This is a genomic window from Mariniradius saccharolyticus AK6 (genome assembly GCF_000330725.2).
Lineage (GTDB): Bacteria > Bacteroidota > Bacteroidia > Cytophagales > Cyclobacteriaceae > Mariniradius > Mariniradius saccharolyticus.
Genome location: NZ_AMZY02000014.1, coordinates 168,709 through 189,665, shown reverse-complemented (window position 1 = coordinate 189,665; position 20,957 = coordinate 168,709). Strand labels below are relative to the sequence as shown.

General features: G+C 47.1%; 18 protein-coding genes. 11 read left to right on the top strand and 7 right to left on the bottom strand.

What is annotated here, in order from left to right; translation table 11 throughout:
- The first annotated feature begins 170 nt into the window (after window positions 1-170).
- Both C943_RS15085 and C943_RS15080 read left to right on the top strand, forming a co-directional pair.
- Entirely contained in the window at window positions 171-845 is a 675-nt protein-coding gene (locus C943_RS15085) for an ABC transporter ATP-binding protein (RefSeq protein ID WP_040480854.1), read from the top strand.
- Window position 846: 1 nt separating this feature from the next.
- Complete coding sequence (locus C943_RS15080; protein WP_245545552.1) at window positions 847-2,184, top strand: TolC family protein; 1,338 nt, start codon at window positions 847-849, stop codon at window positions 2,182-2,184.
- 30 nt (window positions 2,185-2,214) lie between these two features.
- Here C943_RS15080 and C943_RS15075 read toward each other — a convergent pair whose 3' ends face one another.
- Together C943_RS15075 and C943_RS15070 are read right to left on the bottom strand one after the other, a co-directional pair.
- Window positions 2,215-2,757, bottom strand: a complete 543-nt coding sequence (locus C943_RS15075) for an SRPBCC family protein (protein WP_008629423.1) — start codon at window positions 2,755-2,757, stop codon at window positions 2,215-2,217.
- Between the two features lie 36 nt (window positions 2,758-2,793).
- The gene (locus C943_RS15070; RefSeq protein WP_008629422.1) at window positions 2,794-3,618 is read right to left on the bottom strand and encodes an alpha/beta fold hydrolase; all 825 of its coding nucleotides are present in this window, start codon (window positions 3,616-3,618) and stop codon (window positions 2,794-2,796) included.
- A gap of 215 nt (window positions 3,619-3,833) precedes the next feature.
- Here C943_RS15070 and C943_RS15065 point away from each other — a divergent pair, with 215 nt between their 5' ends.
- From C943_RS15065 to C943_RS15045, 5 genes are all read left to right on the top strand, one after another.
- A complete protein-coding gene (locus C943_RS15065; RefSeq protein WP_008629421.1) occupies window positions 3,834-4,454 on the top strand; it encodes a TetR/AcrR family transcriptional regulator in 621 nt (206 codons plus the stop codon).
- Entirely contained in the window at window positions 4,438-5,796 is a 1,359-nt protein-coding gene (locus tag C943_RS15060; RefSeq protein ID WP_008629420.1) for a TolC family protein, read from the top strand. The genes C943_RS15065 and C943_RS15060 overlap by 17 nt, the downstream gene beginning before the upstream one ends.
- 35 nt (window positions 5,797-5,831) lie before the next feature.
- Window positions 5,832-6,959, top strand: a complete 1,128-nt coding sequence (locus C943_RS15055) for an efflux RND transporter periplasmic adaptor subunit (protein WP_040480850.1) — start codon at window positions 5,832-5,834, stop codon at window positions 6,957-6,959.
- A 4-nt stretch (window positions 6,960-6,963) separates the two neighbouring features.
- A complete protein-coding gene (locus tag C943_RS15050) occupies window positions 6,964-10,374 on the top strand; it encodes an efflux RND transporter permease subunit (RefSeq protein ID WP_008629408.1) in 3,411 nt (1,136 codons plus the stop codon).
- A gap of 193 nt (window positions 10,375-10,567) precedes the next feature.
- Window positions 10,568-11,062 carry a UpxY family transcription antiterminator gene (locus tag C943_RS15045; RefSeq protein WP_008629406.1) on the top strand — a complete coding sequence of 165 codons (495 nt, stop codon included), beginning with the start codon at window positions 10,568-10,570 and terminating at the stop codon, window positions 11,060-11,062.
- A 305-nt stretch (window positions 11,063-11,367) separates the two neighbouring features.
- On the opposite strand, the gene C943_RS15040 is transcribed toward C943_RS15045, so the two are convergent.
- The 5 genes from C943_RS15040 to C943_RS15020 all read right to left on the bottom strand — a co-directional run bounded on the left by C943_RS15040 (window position 11,368) and on the right by C943_RS15020 (window position 15,851).
- On the bottom strand, window positions 11,368-12,066 hold the full coding sequence (locus tag C943_RS15040) for a hypothetical protein (RefSeq protein ID WP_157198564.1): 699 nt from the start codon (window positions 12,064-12,066) through the stop codon (window positions 11,368-11,370).
- A 77-nt stretch (window positions 12,067-12,143) separates the two neighbouring features.
- Window positions 12,144-12,350: an exodeoxyribonuclease VII small subunit gene (gene xseB / locus C943_RS15035; RefSeq protein ID WP_008629401.1), complete on the bottom strand. Its 207-nt coding sequence runs from the start codon at window positions 12,348-12,350 to the stop codon at window positions 12,144-12,146.
- On the bottom strand, window positions 12,340-13,656 hold the full coding sequence (gene xseA / locus C943_RS15030; protein WP_008629398.1) for an exodeoxyribonuclease VII large subunit: 1,317 nt from the start codon (window positions 13,654-13,656) through the stop codon (window positions 12,340-12,342). The genes xseB and xseA overlap by 11 nt, the downstream gene beginning before the upstream one ends.
- Before the next feature lie 2 nt (window positions 13,657-13,658).
- The gene (locus tag C943_RS15025; RefSeq protein WP_008629396.1) at window positions 13,659-14,294 is read right to left on the bottom strand and encodes a chromophore lyase CpcT/CpeT; all 636 of its coding nucleotides are present in this window, start codon (window positions 14,292-14,294) and stop codon (window positions 13,659-13,661) included.
- 93 nt (window positions 14,295-14,387) lie between these two features.
- Window positions 14,388-15,851 (bottom strand): Gfo/Idh/MocA family protein, encoded by a 1,464-nt coding sequence (locus tag C943_RS15020; protein WP_008629394.1) that lies wholly within the window; start codon window positions 15,849-15,851, stop codon window positions 14,388-14,390.
- 205 nt (window positions 15,852-16,056) lie between these two features.
- Here C943_RS15020 and C943_RS15015 point away from each other — a divergent pair, with 205 nt between their 5' ends.
- The 4 genes from C943_RS15015 to C943_RS14995 all read left to right on the top strand — a co-directional run bounded on the left by C943_RS15015 (window position 16,057) and on the right by C943_RS14995 (window position 20,738).
- Window positions 16,057-17,676 (top strand): beta-N-acetylhexosaminidase, encoded by a 1,620-nt coding sequence (locus tag C943_RS15015; protein WP_040480846.1) that lies wholly within the window; start codon window positions 16,057-16,059, stop codon window positions 17,674-17,676.
- A 247-nt stretch (window positions 17,677-17,923) separates the two neighbouring features.
- Entirely contained in the window at window positions 17,924-18,787 is an 864-nt protein-coding gene (locus tag C943_RS15005; protein WP_008629383.1) for a hypothetical protein, read from the top strand.
- A 52-nt stretch (window positions 18,788-18,839) separates the two neighbouring features.
- Window positions 18,840-19,736 carry a helix-turn-helix domain-containing protein gene (locus C943_RS15000; RefSeq protein ID WP_008629382.1) on the top strand — a complete coding sequence of 299 codons (897 nt, stop codon included), beginning with the start codon at window positions 18,840-18,842 and terminating at the stop codon, window positions 19,734-19,736.
- Window positions 19,737-19,910: 174 nt separating this feature from the next.
- Window positions 19,911-20,738, top strand: a complete 828-nt coding sequence (locus tag C943_RS14995) for an AraC family transcriptional regulator (RefSeq protein WP_040480842.1) — start codon at window positions 19,911-19,913, stop codon at window positions 20,736-20,738.
- Window positions 20,739-20,957 lie beyond the last annotated feature (219 nt).

Here is a 20,957-nt window from a genome sequence, read left to right as displayed (position 1 = left end):
CGCTGTTGGGAAAGAAGTTGGGGGATTTTAGAAACAAGAAACAAGAGCAAAGATCCATGGGCTACGGCTATGGTCTGGGGACTATCGACAATGGTCTTTCAGGCGTCAACCAACCCTTCGGCTTTACTCAGGTAAACAATAACCACTAATCAATAACTTCCCACGAAGACATGATAAAACTTACCCAAATAGACAAATTCATTGAATCGAGGTTCCAAAGGGTTTTTATCCTAAAGGGCGTTGACCTTACTATCCAACAGGGCGAGTTCGTGACCTTGATGGGACCATCGGGTGTAGGCAAATCTACATTGATGAATATAATAGGACTGCTCGATCAGGACTATGAGGGAAACTATGAATTTGATGGCAAATCAGTTCCCGCAATGAAGGATAAGCAGCGGTCTTCGCTGCACAAAGCAGAGTTTGGCTACATTTTCCAAGCCTATCACCTCATCGATGAGCTAACTGTCTATGAGAATATCGAAACGCCGCTTTTGTACAGAAATGTCTCCAGTTCTGAGCGAAAAAGCATCATAGCGGACTTGTTGGATCGGTTCAACATTGTGGCAAAAAAGGACCTCTTTCCTGAGCAGCTATCGGGAGGTCAGCAACAACTTGTCGGCATCGCCCGAGCAATCGCAGGAAGGCCTCGTGTATTGCTTGCCGACGAGCCAACGGGTAACCTACACTCTGCCCAAGCAAAAGAAATCATGGAAGTATTCAGGGAACTCAACAGAGAAGGAACAACCATCATCCAAGCCACCCATGCACGGGAAAACGCCGATTACGGCACACGCTTGATCGAGATGTTGGATGGTAAGATTGATAAAGATATTTCGATATAAGATGAAAAAGACACTCGTAGCCTGCCTGTTGTTGGCAGGATTTGCTTCCGAGCTTATCGCTCAAGATACCTTACAGCTGACTTTCCGTGAAGCGGTCGATTTGGGCTTAAAGAACAACGTCGATTTCAATCGGCTGAACAACCAACAGGAAGTTCTGAAAATCGAGAAAACCGCGGCCGTGTTGGGACATTTGCCCAGATTGACGGGAGGCAGTAACCTCATGCGGCAAAAAGGCCAACAATCCCAATTGGTCGGCGATGATTGGGTCATTACCAATCAGACCAACGACATGATTACGGCCAATTTGACCACGACCATGCCGATCTTCAATGGGACCCGCAGGATCAATACCACCCAAGCGACGCGTTTGTATGCCGAAGCTGGAGAAAATGCCATCCAACGTGCGGGCCAGGATGTGATGTTCAATGTTGCCCGGCAGTATTTGCAGGTACTTTTGGATGAGGAACTCTATCGCATCGCACTTGAGAATCTCGAAAACCAAAAGAAACAATTGGAGCAAATCGACGGCTTTGTCCAAGCGGGCCTGAGGACGCAGGCTGATTTGTATAACCAACAATCGGAAGTTGCAAGGCTGGAGACCGTTGCTCTGAATGCGAAGATCCAGTGGGAGTCGGATTCTTGGGTTTTGGCGGAAACGATCCAATTGGAGCCGGAAGTATTCCCTGTAATCGAGCCTGTCAGCCTCCAACAGATCACGAGCGAGTACACGACCATGGGATTGGATGAATTGTATGCAGTCGGTGTCCAAAACCGTAAGGACCTCAAGCGCCAACAGCTGCTCGAATCAGCCACCAAAAACCAGCTCGCTGCCACCAAGGGTATTCTTTATCCCCAGTTGAATGCTTTCTTCGATTACAATACTTTTTTCACTTCACTAGATAATCGGAGGATCTCCGAACAGCTTTGGCAAGTCTATCCGCAGCGCACGTTTGGATTGAGCCTCAATCTGCCCATTTTCACCAATTTCGACAACCGTGCTACCGTAGCGAGAAGCCGTATGCAATACCACAACCAACAGCTCGATCGAAATGCCCTCGAGCGTAGGGTATACCAAGAAATCAAATTGGCTTACGAAAACTATAAGGCGAGTATCAAGCGGGAGGAAGCAACCAAAGTGCAACTGGCTGCGGCCGTTGAAGCACAGACAGCCATTGCTGAGCGATTCCGGCTCGGCGTCAGCAACTTTGTAGACCTAGCCACTGCCAATCAGCAGCTTGTACGTGGGCAAGCCGACTATGCTCAGGCGCTTTATACATTGTTCTTTCAGGAGGTGATTTTGCGGTACCAATTGGGTGTACTCGATGTGGAAAACCAATAAAAAAAGGGCCTAGAGCCCTTTTCTTGGTCTTCAACGACTTTCCATTATCCGCTTCAGCTTCACGAGGCCCGATTCAAAATCCTCGCCAACCGCTTCTTCCACATCAAGTGCAAGAAGCCTAAGGTTGCCCGGGTAGCCCATGTCGCCACTGAATCCCCAAGTGACCTTGGTCTCAGAGGGTCCAACTGACTCTGTGATGAGGTAGGCGCGATAGGTCGATTTAAACGGTTTTGTCAGGTTCCACTCATAGTCGATACGCTTTCCATTTTCGATTGCCACGATTTTGTGTTCCCGTTTGCCCACGTCGGGGCGTTTGCTTTTACAGGTAGAGACGAATCCGATTTCCCCGTCCTGACCGTAATAGGCGCGCTTCATCACAGGATCCATGTTGGACCAAGCGCTGAATTTATCTTGGTTCTTAAGGTATTTCACGTATTCAAAAACTTCTGACGCCGGGCGGTTGATGGTGATTTCACGTTGTACCTCGCAGTCTTTTGGTACAAAAACCGCCAAGGTCAGGACCGCCACCAACAGGAGTAGGGCAGCGAATCCGATTCTTTTTAAGGCTTTCATGGCTTGCTATTTTGGGTTGAAGAAATTTACCAATTTTCAACCTTCACCGCCAATTTTTACCGGATTTTTTATAAGGAATTTTGCGGTTTTTTCAATTAGGTCATTATGCCCGCATTCCAATTCCACTTGTTGCAGATGTGGGATTTTTGAATTGAATCGTTGCAAATTTTTCGAAGTGATCATTTTGTCATACTTTCCTGTGACAAGCATTGCCGGAGTTCCGCGCTCTCGTATATAAACAATGATTTTTCCAATATCAGGCTGCAGCGGCTTGAAGACGCTCCATGTAAAGTAGATTTGCGCCCGCATGGTTCGGGTTTGCATTTGTGACTTGACAAATTTGATCAAGCTGCTCTGCAAAAGACCAAGTGAATGTAGGAAATCCATAACCCTGAAAAACCGATCCGGATGGAACACCACCCGCTTGAATAGCCGGTTCATATAGCCAGGAAAGGTCGCCATATTGTACCAAAAGCCGGTTTTGATCCCGTCGGGCGCCATCAGCAAGAGTGATTTCACGCGCTCGGGAAAAAGCTCGTAAGTGACGAGGCAAAATTTTCCCCCCATGCTGTAGCCGATTAAGTGAAATGCGTCAAATTTCTCCTCCGCCATCAGTTGGACCCAGATTTCCCGCCAGATTTCTTTCGTAAGTTTTTTGTCGGCGGTTTTCCAGCTGCTTTGGCCATGATAGAAAATATCGAAGACCAAATAGCTTTCATTTTCCTTTCTCAAGGGTAAATAAGGATCATACACCTTCATGCTCTGTCCAAAACCATGGAAAAGCACAAATACCTCACTGCCCTTTCCATGTCGCTTATAAGCCAAATGGCCAAAGGATGTTTCAAGGAATCGTGTTGACATAATTCACAAGTTCAGTATTATTGGTAAATAAGGGAATTTTGTTTTTCTTAAAATTTTAAATCAGAATAATATTTTTTGTTCGATACCGAACATAATGATTATTTGTTCGATAATTTCTTGTTTCTGGTTTTTTCGAAATAAAATATTTAAAAAAACTTAAGAAACTTTGAACTTTCCAATAGTTTCCTGAGTTTTGTCCTCAAATTTCAACGGATTTGGATACAAAAGAAAAGATCATCGAGATTGCCAACGAGCAGTTCAAGCGCTATGGGCTTAGGTCTGTCACGATGGATGACATCGCGCGAATGGCAGGGATTTCCAAGAAGACCATTTACCAGGAATTTGCCGACAAAAACCAACTGGTGTTGGAAGTTTTTACGGCTGAGTTAGACAAGGACAAGTCGGCGATTGATTGTTTTCCAGTGTTGGAAGAGGATTTGATCAAGCATTTGGTGGAACTATCCTCCTATATGCGTGATCGGTTTGCGGACATCAATCCCATGGTGCTCAACGAGTTGCAGCGGTATTATCCGCAGTGTTGGCAGCTTTTTGAGGATTTTAAGAAGGAGCACATTTACAAACAGATTGTAGATGTATTGGAGAAGGGGAAGGTTCAGGGGTATTTCCGTCCGGAAATCAATACGGAGATCATTGCGCTTACCCGACTCGAGCAGATGATGAGCACTTTTGACCCCATTAAATTTCCGCCTTCCAAGTTCAATCAAGTCGATCTGCAGGTGGAGCTATTCGAACATTTCTTATATGGAATTTTTACAGACAAAGGAAGAGAAGCATATCAAAATCAAAAAAAACAAACCAATGAAAACCACAATTAAAAGCCTTTTTGGAATAGGGATATTCCTTCCGGTGCTCTTGGTGGAATCCCCAGCCTTTTCCCAAGAAGTACTCAAGCTTACTTTGGAAGAAAGCTTGGAATACGCCTTGGAAAACAACGTCGAAGCCAAAAACGCAAAGCTTGAAACCCTGATTGCGAAAGCGAGCATCACCGAACGGAGATCTGCAGGCCTTCCACAGATCAATGGAACGTTTGACGTCACGCACAACGCCGCGATACCCGTAGTCTTCCTGCCCAATGAGGGGCCGCTGGCGAACCCCGATGTTGACTCGGATGTATTGCCGGTCCGATTCGGTGTCAACTACACCTCGGGATTGGTGTTCCAACTGAACCAGATGATTTTCGACGGATCGTACTTTGTTGGCTTGAAAGCCGCGAAGACTTATAAGCTGCTCTCGGAGTTTGACAACCAAAAGACGCAGGTCGATGTGAAGGAAAGCATCAAGAAAGCGTATTTCTCCGTTTTGGTCAACGACGTGCGGCAGACCCTGGTACGGGCAAACCTTGGCAGGTTGGATACACTGCTGAAAGAAACACAGGCGCTTTATGAAGCTGGATTTGCGGAGAAAATCGATGTTTCGAGGATCAAAGTTCAGCGCAACAATCTCCAAACTGAAATCGAGAAAGTCCAGGCAGCCCGCGACATCAGTGTCGAGCTCCTCAAACTGCAGATGGGACTGCCCATGAACTACCAGATTGAACTGAGTGAAAAGCTGCAGGATCTGGTTTCCCTGGGTGAATTGGAGGCCTTGCTTCAATCTGAGGGAGGAAGGAGGGTCGAAGTCGACCAATTGGAAACTAACCTTGAACTGGTTGATCTGGACATTAAGTACACCACTTCGCTCTATATTCCAAACCTTGACTTTTTTGGAACATACCAAAGAAATGCGGCTGCGCAGTCCACGGGATTGATGTTCCAAAACGACCGCTGGTTCACGGGCGCATTCATTGGGCTCAGGCTGCAAATACCCGTATTCGATGGCTTGCTGAAGAGTGCACAAATCAGGCAAAAAAGGTATCAGATGGAGCAGCTCCAAAACCAGAGAATTTTCATCGAAGACAATATCCGAGTAGAGAGGTTCCAAGCAAAGACCACCTTGGAGAACAACATCCGCACATTCAAGGTACAGGAAGAGAACCGCGAGCTGGCTTTAGAAGTATTCCGCATGGCACAGATAAAATACCAGGAAGGCGTGGGCTCCAACCTAGAAGTTGTAGAAGCCGACTCTGCCCTGAAAGATGCCGAAAACAATTATTTCTCCGCACTTTATGATGCTCTGATCGCTAAAGTCGACCTCGAAAAAGCCTTGGGTATTCTCTAATAAAACCACAATTGAAAAAACAGAAAAAGAAACATATGAAAACGAATATTGGACTATTGATTTTTGGAACTATACTTTTGGCCGTATCCTGCGGACCAAAAGACGAACTCAGCCAAAAGAAAACTCAATTGGCTGAATTAAAAAAGTCAGCGGCGGAAATGCGTGCTTCCATCGAGACCTTGGAAAAGGAGATCGCGCAATTGGATCCTGCTTTTGCTCAGGAAAACAGGAAAGCGGTATTGATATCGACGCTTACACCTTCCAGTGGGAAATTTGAGCATTTTGTGGAGGTTACAGGCTCAGTCCTCTCCAAAAAGAATGTCAACATTTCGGGTGAAGTCTCCGGTAGGGTCCAGGAAATCATCGCCACCGAGGGCATGCGCGTGACCAAAGGGCAGGTTTTGGCAAGAATTGATGCCGAGGCGATCAGTAGGAATATCGAAGAAATCGAAAAGCAATTGGAGCTTGCGAAGATAGTTTTCGAAAAGCAGGAAAGACTTTGGAAGCAGCAGATTGGCACTGAGATCCAATACTTGGAAGCGAAAAACAGGAAAGAGACTTTGGAAAAAAGCCTTGCGAGTCTCAAGACCCAGGAAGCAAGGACCCAGGTCAGGGCACCATTCAACGGTACCGTTGAGACGGTTCAGGCCCGTTTGGGTGAACTGGTACAGCCAGGTACGCCGATGTTCCAATTTGTGGGCGACAGCGATCTTTTTGTCGAAGCTGACGTTTCCGAGCGGTATGTAGGTATCGTCAACAAAGGAGATGCAGTCGCGATTTCCTTCCCTTCCATTGGACAGGAATTGAAATCCAAGGTTTCTGCAGTTGGTGCGATTATCAACCCCAACAACAGGACCTTTAAGGTGGAAGTAGTGCTTCCTGCCCAAGCAGAAATAAAGCCCAACATGATCGCTGTGCTCAAGATCAAAGACTACGAAAGTGCATCAGCCGTCACGATCCCGAACTACCTGATTTTGCAGGACAACAAAGGGGATTATGTCTTCACTGTTGAAAACAATACCAGCAAAAAGCGCTATATCAAGCGTGGCAAAACCTTCAAGGAAACTGCCGAGATTTTGGAAGGCCTGACCGGTACTGAGGTGTTGGTGGACAAAGGGTTCAGGGAAGTAGGGGACAATTACGCAGTGAACGTAGCGAAGTAATCCTATGGCACAGATAGAAGAACAAAAAAAGGAGATTGTAAGGGAATTTGGGATCAGTTCCTTTTCCGTAGATAACAAGACATCTGTTATCATCCTTTCGCTAATCATCACGGTATTGGGTATCCTGTCTTACAAGTCGATGCCCAAGGAGAGCTTCCCCGAGATTGTCATCCCAACTGTCTATGTGGGTACGACTTACCCCGGAAACTCACCCATAGACATGGAAAACCTGATTTCCAGGCCTATCGAAAAGGAGTTGAAGTCCCTCAACAACGTCAAAAACATTACCTCGACTTCGGTGCAGGACTTTTCATCGATTGTGGTAGAATTTAACCCAGGAATCGAAATAGCCAAGGCGATCCAGGATGTGAAGGACGCAGTGGATAAATCCAAGAGTTCTCTTCCAAACGACCTAGACCAAGATCCGGACGTTTTGGAGATTAATACCTCGGATTTCCCGATCATGAACGTCAACATCTCCGGTAACTATACGGAAGAAGAGTTGAAGAAATTTGGGGAATACCTCGAGGACGAAATCGAGAAGCTATCTGAGATATCCAAGGCAGAGCTACGTGGTACGATCGAGAGGGAAATCCGGGTAGATGCGGACATCTACAAAATGGAAGCCTTGGGCGTTTCATTTGGTGATATCTCCGACGCGATTGCCCAAGAAAACCTCACCATTTCGGGTGGGAATTTGTTGACGGGTGAATTTCGAAGGGCGTTAAGGATTACTGGTGAATTGAAAGATCCTGCCGAACTCAACGATATCATCATCAAAACCGAAAACAATCGGATCGTCTATCTTTCCGATGTCGCTGAGGTTACCGATACATATAAAGAAAGGACCAGCTACGCGCGAAGCAACAAACTCCCTGTATTGACTGTCAACGTCATCAAGCGTAGTGGGGAAAACCTCCTCGACGCCGCCGATAAGATCAAAGAAATCATTGACGAGGCGAAAGCGGAGCGTTTCCCGCAGGACCTTCAGATCAGCATCACCAATGACCAGTCCAAGGTCACCCGTACACAAGTCAGTGATTTGGAAAACTCGATCATCTTCGGTGTCATCCTAGTGGTGCTGATCCTGATGTTTTTCCTTGGATTCAGGAATGCCCTTTTCGTAGGTATTGCTATTCCGCTTTCCATGTTCATATCCTTTCTGATACTGAGTGCTTTGGGCATTACGCTTAACCTCATGGTGCTGTTTGCACTGATCCTTGCATTGGGTATGCTGGTGGACAATGGCATCGTGGTCGTTGAGAATATCTACCGATTGATGCAAGAAGGAAAATCACCCATTCAGGCGGCAAAGGAAGGCGTCGGAGAAGTTGCTTGGCCGATCATTACTTCGACCCTTACGACGCTTGCGGCATTTTTGCCCTTGGCGTTTTGGGATGATATCATCGGCGAGTTCATGAAATATCTCCCGATCACCTTGATCATTGTACTTTCGTCCTCATTGTTTGTGGCCTTGGTGGTCAACCCGGTGTTGACGGCGATGTACATGAAGGTCGAGGATCTCAATAAGGAGAAGCCAAAGCAGAAGAACTTGGTCATCGCGGGGATTCTCGGTATCATGGGCATCCTCTCATTTCTCGCCGGTTCCAATACGTTTGGCAACCTGTTCCTAGTAGCTTCGATACTGACCGTGTTCAATGTTTTTGTACTCAGGGGTGCGATCCGCTGGTTCCAAAATGTGTTTCTGGTTTGGCTGGAAAACACCTACGAAAGCACATTGAATTTTTCCTTGAATGGTAAAAAACCTTATTTGGTTTTTGGAGGGACAGTCCTGTTGCTTTTCTTTTCGATTGGTCTCTTGGGGGTTCGCGCACCCAAGGTGTTGTTTTTCCCAGACAACCAACCTGCATTGGTCAATGTCTTTATCGAAAATCCGATCGGAACCGATACTGAGGCGACCAATGAGTTTATGGTCAAAATGGAAGACGACCTTTTGGCTGTGCTTCAACCCTACGAATCGATCATCGAGTCGGTGATTACCCAGGTTGGAGAAGGTACAGGGGATCAGACTATGGGCCCAAGTATCGCCAATACGCCCAACAAGGCCAAAGTAACTATCAGTTTTCTAGAGTACCAATTCCGCCAAGGAATCAATACCAATAAGGTCATGGAAGAAATCCGGGCCTTGGGAGAAAAGTATCCTGGGGTTTTGGTTACGGTTAACAAACAACAAAACGGTCCTCCTGTCGGAAAGGCCGTCAACATTGAAGTCAGTGGCGAAGATTACGTGAAGCTGATTGATTTTGTGGGTCAATTCAGGGACCATTTGGCTTCATCCAATATCGCAGGTATTGAGGAATTGAAAACGGACCTCGAACTGGGAAGCCCTGAAGTGGTATTGGATATCAATCGGGAGACAGCTCGGAGGTTTGGACTTTCGACTTCGACCATTGCCAACGAACTCCGTACCGCGCTCTTTGGATTGGAAGTATCCAAATACAAAGAAGGGGAGGAAGATTATCCGATCCAACTTCGGCTCAAGGATGAATATCGATATGACATTGCCACACTGTTGAACAAGAAGATCAACTTCAGGGATAAATTCGGCAATAAAAAGGAGGTTCCGATTTCGGCCGTGGCGGACTTGCAGTACGGTTCAACTTATGGTTCGGTCAAAAGAAAAGACCTGAACAAGGTGATTACCGTGTTCTCCAATGTCAACGATGGCTACAATCCGACCGAGATCAACAATCAGCTCAAAGAGATCGTCGCCCAATATGAGATTCCCGACGGGATTAACGTGAAGTTCACGGGAGAGCAGGAGGAACAAGCCAAGTCGACGGCGTTTTTGACGCGGGCACTGCTAATCGCGGTTTCTTTGATTTTCCTGATTATCGTTGCCCAGTTCAACTCTGTGACGACACCGTTTATCATCATGGCCTCTGTCGTGCTGAGTACCATTGGTGTGTTTCTGGGATTGGTAATTTTCAACATGGACTTTGTCGTCATCATGACTGGGATTGGAATTATTTCCCTCGCCGGAGTTGTCGTGAACAACGCTATCGTATTAATCGACTATACCAATCTCGTGCGGCAGCGGAGAAGACAGGACCTCGATATTCCGGAAGGCTCATTTCTTCCGTATGACGAGTTGCTCAAAAGTATTGTGGTTGCCGGTAAAACAAGGCTTCGTCCCGTATTGCTGACCGCCATCACGACCGTTTTGGGTCTCGTACCGCTGGCGATTGGCATGAATATCAACTTTAGTACCCTATTGAGTTCTTTCGATCCACAGTTTTATGTAGGAGGTGACAACGCGTCCTTCTGGGGGCCAATGGCTTGGACCGTAATATTTGGTCTAACCTTTGCGACCTTCCTTACGTTAGTGGTGGTACCTGTGATGTATTTGTTGGTCGACAAGGCCAATATGCGGATCAGGAGACTGTTCAATTAGCATGATTAAATAAAGGTTGGTGGTTTTTAAATGATTAAACCCCCGGGGTATTGTTCCGGGGGTTTTTTGTTTTCCAATTACCAACACTTTTGAAATCAATGACTTACGGAGGACAATTCCCTCCCGTGGTCGATTCACTTCACGCCGTGCAAAAAATGCCTTATTTTAGCAGCCACAAATTATTTTTGAGCTAATGGAATTGCAGTGGTACGTTTTATACACGACTTCAAGGGCTGAGAAAAAAGTTGCCCAAAGGCTGCGGGAACGGGGCTTGGAGGTGTACTTGCCCATGGTCGAGGAGCTCCGACAGTGGTCGGACCGGAAAAAGAAGGTCCAAAAAGCCCTATTTAATGGCTACGTCTTTGTCAAGACCACCAAGGCCAATTTGTGGGAATCCCTGCAGGTACCGGGGGCAGTGAAGTTTGTGAATTTTTCCGGGGAACATGCCACTGTCCGAGAGGAGGAGATCCGCACCATCCAAAGGGTCTTGGAAACGGGTATCCCCGTGGAGGCAGACAGTTCTGAGATCGAAGCCGGCGAACGCGTAGAGATTCTTGGCGGGCCCCTGCGCAATATGGAAGGCGAATGCGTCCAAAAAGGCAACAAGGACTACTTTGTGATCCGAATCCCCGGCATCCACCAGAACCTGCTTGTCAATATCGAAAGAAAGTACCTGAAGGTGCTGTGAAATCAGGTCTGTAGCGGATGTTCGACCCGCTTCGGGGTCGCTTAGCTTTGAAAATATTTTCATTTCTCCATGGGTACAACCCATGGCTATTCAAGGTTTGACTCCGTTGGAGTCATTAATTCGTATTGATTTGGGTTATTTGATTGTTTCGTTTGAAAAGATGTCCATCGATACCATTTCGACCCCAAAGGGGTCAAACTTTTCAATAGCCCTCGGTGTAACCGGGGGTAAAAGGGATGTTGTCTAAGCCGGCAAAACCCCAAAGGGGTTGAACGTATCAGGCGGTTTCCCTGCATTTCGGCCATTTATTTGATCGAATTCCGCAACAACCTCCTCAGCACCAACTGTGTCTGTACAAAATGGTCGTTGAACTGATTGTAGCCCACATTTCCGTCCAATTCGTCCGAGAAGGAGAACATGCCCTTAAATTCCAGCGAAAGGTCAGTCACCGACCCAATGCTGTAAGTTAAGCCTATCAAGCCTGGGATATAGAATGAAGTAGCAGTTCCGGACGATGCCGGCGCAGTATCGTCAAATGAAAACCGATCTTCCCTCGACACATACACATAGCCAATCCCGCTGCCGATATAAGCATTGAACCTACCGCGGTTCATATGGGTATCGTAGGGAATCAAATAGACAATCGGCATAAAATCCCCATAAAAAGCCTGCCCCGTAAATGTAAAAACGCCCCCTGAAGCCTGCCAAGCATCCACGGCCCAAGTCCTTTCGGGACCTCCAGTTTCCAGCCATTGGGTCCCAAGGCTCAGCCGCAACGCGATTCGGTTGTGGATTTTGTTGGAATAGGCAAATGTCACTGCGGGTCGCCATTTGAAGTCACCTTCATTGAATACGCCCGTATTGTCACCGTACATAAACGAAGGGCCGAGACCTAATGAAATGGCATGATTGCGTTCGTAGCGGTCGCGGTAGAGGCTTTGGGCATTGGCAATCGTTGTGACAAGGACCAAGTATAGGACCATCAAAAAAACCATTCTTTTCATGACAAGCGAGTTGAGTGCGAGATAGGGTGTGGGAGGATGTACTCCCAATTTTTCGAAAATATACGGAATAATCGGACTTAATCCAGCTTCTCGGCCTCGTCAAGCGCCTTGGCGATTTCTTCCTCGGTCATCCGCAGTTTAGCTTTGCAGGATTTGACAAGTTGGCTGGCTTCCTTCACGAGATCGGAAAGTTCGTCCATTCCCTTTTCTCCCGTTTCCAAAAGGGAAACAATCTCTTCGATACGAGCGATTGCCTGTTCGTAGCTGAGGGCTTTATTTTCCATGGTTTTCTATTTTTTGGATGGTACTGCTGATGGTTTGGTTTTGGGAAAATGTCTGCATTTCCTGGCCTATTTCCGGCGTGCACAGGTGCAGTGGCTTGCCGTCGATTTCGGTGCGGGTATAGCCTTTTGCAAAGAAGGTCTGAGGGTCAGAAAGCGTCAAGAGCTTTTCCAATGCCATTAGGCCTTTTTGCTCCATTTCCAGCCTTCGTTTCCAGGATTTGTGCAATGCCTGCTGCGCGTTTGCTACTTTTAGCTGATTGAGCTTGGTGATTTGTAGGCTAAGGTTTTTGGTTTGATGCATCAGAAACGCAAGCCTGTCCTTTTCCTTGTTGACGGAGAATTTGACTTGGCCCTTCAGTTGCGACTCGAGTTCACGCAAATTTCGCTGTCCTTCCAATAGTTGCCAGCCCACGCTTCTTTGGAGGTTTTTGAGTTGGAGGGCAAGGCTGTCCTCAAAATCCCTGAATCCAGAAAGCAGAAACTCCGCCACCGCCGTGGGTGTCTTCAGTTTGGTATGGGCGACCATGTCGGCAATGGTCTCGTCCCTTTCGTGGCCGATGCCAGTAAGGACAGGAATTGGAAACTTGGCCAAGGCCCTCGCCAAGGCCTCATCGTCAAAGCAATCCAAATCCATCTGCGCCCCTCCGCCCCGGATCAATACCAGCGCATCGTAGGATTTGTTTTCGTGGGCATTCAATACTTGGTCGATGGCGGCCATGATGCTTTTTGCGGCCTCGCCACCCTGCAAAGTAGCCTGAAACAGCCTGAAATGGATCCGGTATCCTTCCCGGTTGTGATCCAATTGGTTGACAAAATCCCCGTATCCAGCCGCCGTAATCGAACTGATGACGCCGATTCTCTGGGGCACGAGTGGCAGGGATTTCTCTTTGTTCAGGTCCATCAGGCCTTCCTGCACCAGCCGATCGATGATTTCCTGACGGATGCGGGCACGCTCGCCCAAAGTAAAATCCGGATCAATGTCCTTGATATTGAGGCTGAATCCATAGACTTCGTGGAAGGTCACCACGGCTTGGCAGAGGATCTTCATTCCTTGGCGCAGGGGTTGTCCAGTCACTGACCGAAACCTGCTGGCGATCATGCGGTAGCTGTAGGACCAAATATTTGCCCTCATTTTGGCCAAGACCTGGTTTCCCTGCTTTTCCACCAAATCCAAATAGGCATGTCCATTGACGGCCTCCTTGAGTTCGCCGATTTCCGCCACGACCCAGTAGGAAGGCTCCAATTGCTCTTCCAATAGGTTCTTGACGGTTAGGCTGAGGTCGAGTAGGGAAATGCCTTGGTGCATGGTTACTTCGCTGCTTTTATTTTATCAAACCTATACCCACCCTTCGTGGCACCCCAGACTTGTTGGCCGTTGGCATCCCAGCCTTGGTCCCAGCTTTCCATCCCGTCCTTTGTCAGGGTCACTTTGGAGGTCGTGAAACGTGCGCCACGCAAATTACTGGGGCAGGCTTTGTCTTGGGTACTCCCTTCGAAAATTCCGCTTTTGGTTTTCCGAAGGAATATCCCACATCCTTCCTTGGATACAAGTTGGTCAGGGGTCAATGACCCAAGGGCGGTAGGGTCATTGGCCTTTCCGGCAAATTTTTCAGGTTCTTTAAGCTCGTATACCTGGCTGACCAGCGTAGTGTCATCCATTTGGTACAAATGATAGATACGTTGGCGGTAGGGTTTATCCTTGGTTGTAGCCATGGCCTGCTCCACATACAGCCAGTATCCGTCTTTGTTTTTTTGCCAAATAGGCTGCATTTCCAAGCTGATATGTAAAAAATCAGCATCTTCCTTGGATTGTGCCTCGCTGCTGAACGTACCAGCCATCATGTCCCGTAGTTCCTTCAAATCCTTTTTGCCAAGTTGAAGATGTTGGGAAAGGGATGGGAGTGAGACGAGCCAGAAAATGCACAAAACCAGGTATCGTTGCATGGATTGTTTTTTCGGCAAATTAACCAAAAAATTAAAACCCCTTCCTTTCCAATAGAAAAGAAGGGGCTGAGTAATTTCCAAAACGGACGGCTTTTAGATCCCCAATTTCCAGCCTTCGCGGTACGTGCGTTGCACAAATTGGTTGGCAGGCTCGAAGTTGGTCACTTTCATATTGGCACCATCCCAGAGGAGTTTGATACCTCTGCCGGGATAGTCAAATGCGGTCGAGTTTGGACGCTGTACCCTGTAATCATAGCTCCGGATAGCCAAGTTACCCATGAGTACCGACTCAGTCAGTGGACCTGCGACCGAGAACGGAGAGCTCAATTTGTCATATTCCTTGCTGCCGTAGCCACCGATACAAGCTTCTACCCAGTTGTTGTAGTGGCCGCGATCCCCTAATGGTACGCGGTATTCGGTTTGGGGTACTGAGACTTCCTTGGTGCGGGAAGTTGGAAGCAGCTGTGGATTGGCACCATATGTGCCACACATCATTTTGCCTTTGGTGCCTTCGATGATGACGCCGTTGCCGCCGTCGCCCATGACTTCATTTGGACCAAGCTCAATGGGTCTTGTAGGCTGGATTCCCCCATCCATCCAATGGAAGGACAAATCCTCTTTTCCATCCCTTTTAAACCGGAGTGTGATATGCGAAGAAGGTGGACAGCTATCCGGGAAATAGCCACGCTGAAATTCCCCGATATAGACCGATCCCACGCTGCATTCGGCGGATTCGGGATATCCTAAGCCCAGTACCCTGAATGGGGGCTCAATGATATGACAGGCCATATCGCCCAATGCACCTGTACCATAATCCCACCAGCCACGCCAGTTGAAAGGAATCAGGTTTGGCACGTAGTCTTTGTAGGGGGCAGTTCCCAGCCATAGATCCCAATCCAAATCGGCAGGTGGGGTTGCTCCTTGGCTTGGCCATGGAATGCCTTGTGGCCATACAGGCCTATTGGTCCAGCAATAGACGCGGGTCGCTTCGCCAATGAGTCCCGCATTGTACCATTCCACCATTTGGCGGACACCGTCGCCTGAGGAGCCCTGGTTGCCCATTTGGGTAACGACTTTATATTTGTCAGCTGCTTCGGTCAGCATCCTAGCCTCATAGATATCATGCGTCATCGGTTTTTGCACATACACATGCTTGCCCATCTGCATGGCCATCATGGCTTGGACGGCGTGCATATGGTCTGGTGTGGAAACCGTCACGGCATCGATGTGTTTATGTTCCTTGTCAAGCATGACCCGGAAGTCCTTGTAGTATTTTGCTTTTGGATGTGCTTCCACGCTGGGCTTTGCCCGGGTATCATCCACGTCACAAAGCGCGATGAAATCCGCCTTTCCGCTGCTGAAAACGCCCCTGACGTCACCTTGGCCCATACCACCTACGCCGATGCCCGCCACACGGAGTCTGTCCGAAGGCGCTACAAATCCAGGTCCACCCAAAACGTGCCTTGGGACGAGGTAAAAACCCGCCAAAGCTGTGGCAGATGCTTTGATAAAATTCCGCCTGGAATCAGCGGATTTGGAAATTTCTTCTTTTTTCATGCTTGACTTTCAATTAGAAACGGTTGAATATATGTCGGTTTGAGGCTTTTAAGATAGACAAAAAACCCATTTCTCCTAGTGAAATCTGTGGCCAAAACGCCAATTGGAGTGATAAAGGGAAAGGGAAACATTTCAATAATCGGTAAAAGCTTTTGTAAATTTTTTAATTAAGTTTGGTCACACTTACCCGATAACCTTCCTAGAAATGAAAAAATCCAACATCCTCGTCATTTGGTCTTTGGCATTTGCGAGTCTCTTTGCATGTGCGCCCAAAACCGAACCTATGAGCACGTATCCAATCATTCCTGCCCCCGTGACCATCACAGATGCTTCTGGTCATTTCACGATCAACAAAGACGTCCAGATTGTATTGGTGGGCGAAAAGGACGCGGCGGCAAAAGCTGCCGAGCAACTCCGTCAGTTTCTTTCGCAAGTAGGATTGGAGATACCGTTTGGAGAAGATGCAGATGCCAAGGATGTGATTGTCTTTGAACTGAATCCCGGCTTGGATATTCCTGCTGAGGGCTATCAACTGGACATTGAAAAAAGGAAAGTACATATCAAAGGCACTGATGCCTCCGGATTGTATTTTGCTGTGCAAACCATCCGGCAGCTTCTGCCTGAAAGTATAGAAGGGACTGCCGAAGTCAGCAAGCTATATTTGCCCGCTGGAAGTATTCAGGATAATCCCGAATATGCTTATCGTGGCATGATGCTCGATGTGGCGCGGCATTTCTTTTCGGTGGAGGATGTGAAGCGCGTCATTGACCTGATTTCAAAGTATAAAATCAATTACCTCCACCTGCACCTTTCCGATGATCAAGGCTGGAGGATTGAGATCAAATCCTGGCCACTGTTGACCCGCATCGGTAGCCGAAATGAAGTAGGAGGGGGAAAAGGTGGTTTTTATACCCAAGAACAGTACAAGGAAATTGTGGCTTATGCCGCTAGCAAGTTCATCACCATTGTGCCTGAAATCGATATGCCCGGCCATACGAATTCGGCGTTGAATTCTTACGGCATACTCAACCCCGGCATCACGGTGCCGGAAAAGACTGCCAAACCCGTCGATAGGGGAGATTTGGGGATTACCGAACCTGATGACAAAGCAACACCTTACCATACGGGCATTGAAGTAGGATTCAGCACGCTTGACACCGATAGCCCTACCACCTACCAATTTATAGATGATGTCATCCGTGAATTGGCTGAGATTACACCCGGGCCTTATATCCATATCGGTGGCGACGAGTCGCATGTGACCGCTTTGGAAGATTACATTCCCTTTATCGAAAAAGCCCAAGCCATCGTGACCAAATATGGTAAAAAGACAATGGGCTGGGATGAGGTGGCCCATGCCAAGTTGCTGCCGACTTCAGTGGCGCAGTTTTGGGCAAAGGGTCAAAACGCCCGCATGGCCATCGAACAGGGTTCCCAAATCTTGGTTTCTCCCGCCGTGAAGACTTATTTGGACATGCAATATGATTCCACCACCCAAATTGGTCTGCATTGGGCGGCTTACATCGAGCTCGATGATGCCTACAATTGGGATCCTATGGCCATGGATTCACTCGCATTCGAAAGGAAAAGCATTCTGGGCGTGGAGGCGCCTTTGTGGTCAGAGACAGTAACCAATCTGGAGGAAATCGAGTTTATGACCTTTCCGAGATTGCCCGCCATCGCGGAGATCGCTTGGACGCCAACTGCCAACAGGAGTTGGGAATCTTTCAGCAAGCGCATCGCCGCCCACGGCAAGCGGTGGGAACTCATGGGTGTCAACTACTACAAGTCCCCGAGGGTGAATTGGGACGGTGAAGCAAAGTAAGTACGAAGTTAGAAGTACGAATTACGAGGGTTTTCCCAAGAATGGGGGATTGTACCAAGTATCAAGAAAAGCCAAGACTTGCCCAGTGCGATGTCTTGGCTTTTTTTCTTCCGTCCTGCTTCTTGTGTCTTGTGTCTTATGTCTTGCGTCTTTTTCCATTGTTTGATTTTTGTAACCTTTGATTTGAATTTTGTTAGTAAAGACCTTTTCTGGTGTTCTATTTTTGCATCATCCAAATCCCATCAAAATGTTGATCATGAATCATGACCGATTTAATTTCCCCAAATCCGTCAAGAACTCAAACTGTAAGTGGCTGCTGCCTGAAAGAAAACTCTGCTCGATTTTCGTAAGTGCAGTCCTGATTCTCGTAGGTGCCAGTTTCCAATCTGTTGCGCAGTCCGCGACCGAAGAGCGCCACAACCATTTCCGCGGCAATATCAGTGTGACCAACAACGGCCTTTCGCTGATTCCTGCATTTTCGCTGGGGAGACCTGCTGCCATTTTCGAATTGTCTCTTGGAGGTGAGCGTCTGAGTTTTGACCCCGAACTTCGTTTCGCACTCGATGGACAGCCTTGGTCATTTATCTTTTGGTGGAGGTACAAGATCGTAAAAAAGGAAAAATTCAACCTGCACATGGGTGCCCACCCGGCTTTCGTGTTTGTTAATACGCTCGTCGATGACGGCAACGGCAATATGGTGGAAAGTATGGAGGCAAAGCGGTTTTTTGCTTGGGAGGTGTCTCCAAGCTATACATTCAGTCCAAAGATCAAGGTCAATTTCCTCTATCTGCAGGGGAGGAGCCTGGGAAATGTGCCTTATGCCCTCAACCAGTTTGTAGCCTTGGGGTCCTCGTTTACGGATGTTTCCATTTCGGAAAAATACTTCTTCAATGCCCGTCCGCAGCTTTTCTATCTGAAAATGAATGAGAAGGACGGATACTTTGCCAGCTCGTCCTTTGTGGTGGGCAGACGGGATTTCCCAGTTTCACTTGGATCGATTGTCAGCAGAAAGATCGTATCTGAGATCGAAGTCGATGATTGGATTTGGAATATCAGCTTGATTTATTCTTTCAACAACCAATTCGTAAAGCGATCAAGTCCTGTCTTGTAGCATGCTCGAATAGGTCTTTCAAATAAGATTTTCATCTTCATTCTTTCCTATCATGGATAAGCCCGAAACCCTCGAAGAGTTTTACCAACGAAAATTCAGTTGGCTGCCGGAAAACATCCGAAAGGATATCGGGCATTTCAATATGTTCCGTCTGGAGCAATTTTACAACGGGAAAGCGACCTCCATTCCCTATCGCAGGCGGGATTTCTTCAAAATCATGCTTGTCAAAGGCCGGAGCGAGGTTTTCTTTGCCGATCAGGTGATCGAGGTCAAGCGGCAAGCGCTGGCATTTTCAAACCCACTCATTCCCTACAAATGGGAACACCACGAGGAACTGCAAGGACAGTACTGCATTTTCAACCAACACTTTATGAGCCAGTTTGGCAACATCATGCAGTATGAGGTTTTTCAACCGACCGGAAACCACGTGTTTGAATTGGAAGATCAGCAAGTGCTGGATATTGAGGCAATTTTTCAGCGGATGGAAAAGGATTTCCAATCAGATTACAAATATCGATACGACAGCATCCGCAACCTGATTTTTGAGCTGATCCATTATGCGCTCAAGCTGCAGCCCAACACGCTGAGCGATCGACAGCCCTTCAATGCGGCGCAGCGGATTTCCGCCATTTTTTTGGAATTGCTCGAGCGGCAGTTTCCGATTGAGGACAACCACCCCCAAATTGAACTTCGCACAGCCTCCGAATTTGCCGAGCATCTCAACGTCCATGTCAACCATCTCAACCGGGCATTGAAGGAGACGACCGGCAAAACCACCTCGCAAGTGATTGCAGAGCGCTTGGTACAAGAAGCTAAAGTCCTACTGAAACACAGCAAATGGAATATATCCGAAATCGCCTTCGCCCTCGGTTTTGTTGAGGTGACCCATTTCAACAACTTCTTCAAAAAGCACGTGGAATCCACACCAACGAAGTTTCGGGAAGTTTAAAAACGTTCTGAAAACTGACAATTCTGAAATGGCACAAATGAGGAGAGATTTGAGAGACATTGCAAAGTAATATAATTCTCGTTCAATCCAATTGTGTGAACCAAAGGTTGCTCTAAATGAGGGTTTTATGTAATTTTAACTGCGTTTTCACCATTCTTTTAGCTGTTTTTTTTTATGGAATCGCCAAGAATTTACCCGCCAATACCTGAATTGCGCGCATATATCAAGAATTTCGTAATGTGGGATTTAGATTTCACCAATAAAGATCCCTTCAAGTTAATGGCTGTACCCATGGGGGTTCCCATAATGGTTTTTCCTTATTCAGGTTGTTTACACATAAATGCGGGGAAAATCCACGGAGGGGAGCAAATTCGACCAATTCTTTTTGGACAAATCACAAGGTCAGTTGAAATCCGACTATCTGGCGCAGGAGGCCTTTTGCTTGTCATATTTTCGCCCGCGGGTATTTTCCATTTCCTTGAGCATTCCCTGCGAGGAATAACGGATCGATATAACTATTATCTTGAGCAAATCAATTGGGTTGGGAAGGATATTCTTCCTGCATTGAGGTCAAATAATCCTTTATCAGATATCTCGGCAAAGGCTAGACTTGAGAATGTATTTTTAAGGCGATTGAATCAAAGTCATGATCGCGATGAGTCCACAATGCGAATAGTAGATTGGATCAATTTAAAAAAGGGAAAAGTCTCCGCAAATGAAGTTTCAAGTCAATTCAATTTATCTCTGAGAAGCCTTGAAAGACGTTTTTTGATGCATGTCGGGCTAGGTCCCAAACACTATGCAAATATCGTTAGATTCAGGCACATACTGCGCTATAAGAAGGACCATCCAGATGCAAGTCTGCTGGATTTAAGTGAGATAGGGGGCTTCGTGGACCAATCGCATTTTATTAAGAACTTCAAGAAAATAACAGGAGAGTCTCCGGAGGCTTTTTTTTCACATAACCTTGAAGTTTTAAACCTCACACTAGAATTCACCTGATCAGGAAGAGTTAAAGAATTCTTTTGATTTCTAGGGCCCTGGTGGTCATACCTTATTCGACTTTTGACGCTATCCTGGAAAGAAATCCTATGCGCTTGTTAATGGGTGATCTTTTCAGACAAGCGCCGTTCTTATTTTGGCCCATATAACCGCACCGAAAACTGAATTGTCGATTTTTTACAATGATTTTGATGTAGATCGTATATAAATTTCTTGCTG

Coding starts and splice junctions, on each gene's coding strand:
- xseA (WP_008629398.1), bottom strand. CDS start 13,656: ATGCACCAAGGCATTTCCCTACTCGACCTCAGCCTAACCGTCAAGAAC.
- C943_RS15050 (WP_008629408.1), top strand. CDS start 6,964: ATGGCACAGATAGAAGAACAAAAAAAGGAGATTGTAAGGGAATTTGGG.
- xseB (WP_008629401.1), bottom strand. CDS start 12,350: ATGGAAAATAAAGCCCTCAGCTACGAACAGGCAATCGCTCGTATCGAA.
- C943_RS15000 (WP_008629382.1), top strand. CDS start 18,840: ATGGATAAGCCCGAAACCCTCGAAGAGTTTTACCAACGAAAATTCAGT.
- C943_RS15005 (WP_008629383.1), top strand. CDS start 17,924: ATGTTGATCATGAATCATGACCGATTTAATTTCCCCAAATCCGTCAAG.
- C943_RS15025 (WP_008629396.1), bottom strand. CDS start 14,294: ATGCAACGATACCTGGTTTTGTGCATTTTCTGGCTCGTCTCACTCCCA.
- C943_RS15055 (WP_040480850.1), top strand. CDS start 5,832: ATGAAAACGAATATTGGACTATTGATTTTTGGAACTATACTTTTGGCC.
- C943_RS15020 (WP_008629394.1), bottom strand. CDS start 15,851: ATGAAAAAAGAAGAAATTTCCAAATCCGCTGATTCCAGGCGGAATTTT.
- C943_RS14995 (WP_040480842.1), top strand. CDS start 19,911: ATGGAATCGCCAAGAATTTACCCGCCAATACCTGAATTGCGCGCATAT.
- C943_RS15060 (WP_008629420.1), top strand. CDS start 4,438: ATGAAAACCACAATTAAAAGCCTTTTTGGAATAGGGATATTCCTTCCG.
- C943_RS15085 (WP_040480854.1), top strand. CDS start 171: ATGATAAAACTTACCCAAATAGACAAATTCATTGAATCGAGGTTCCAA.
- C943_RS15045 (WP_008629406.1), top strand. CDS start 10,568: ATGGAATTGCAGTGGTACGTTTTATACACGACTTCAAGGGCTGAGAAA.
- C943_RS15080 (WP_245545552.1), top strand. CDS start 847: ATGAAAAAGACACTCGTAGCCTGCCTGTTGTTGGCAGGATTTGCTTCC.
- C943_RS15075 (WP_008629423.1), bottom strand. CDS start 2,757: ATGAAAGCCTTAAAAAGAATCGGATTCGCTGCCCTACTCCTGTTGGTG.
- C943_RS15015 (WP_040480846.1), top strand. CDS start 16,057: ATGAAAAAATCCAACATCCTCGTCATTTGGTCTTTGGCATTTGCGAGT.
- C943_RS15070 (WP_008629422.1), bottom strand. CDS start 3,618: ATGTCAACACGATTCCTTGAAACATCCTTTGGCCATTTGGCTTATAAG.
- C943_RS15040 (WP_157198564.1), bottom strand. CDS start 12,066: ATGAAAAGAATGGTTTTTTTGATGGTCCTATACTTGGTCCTTGTCACA.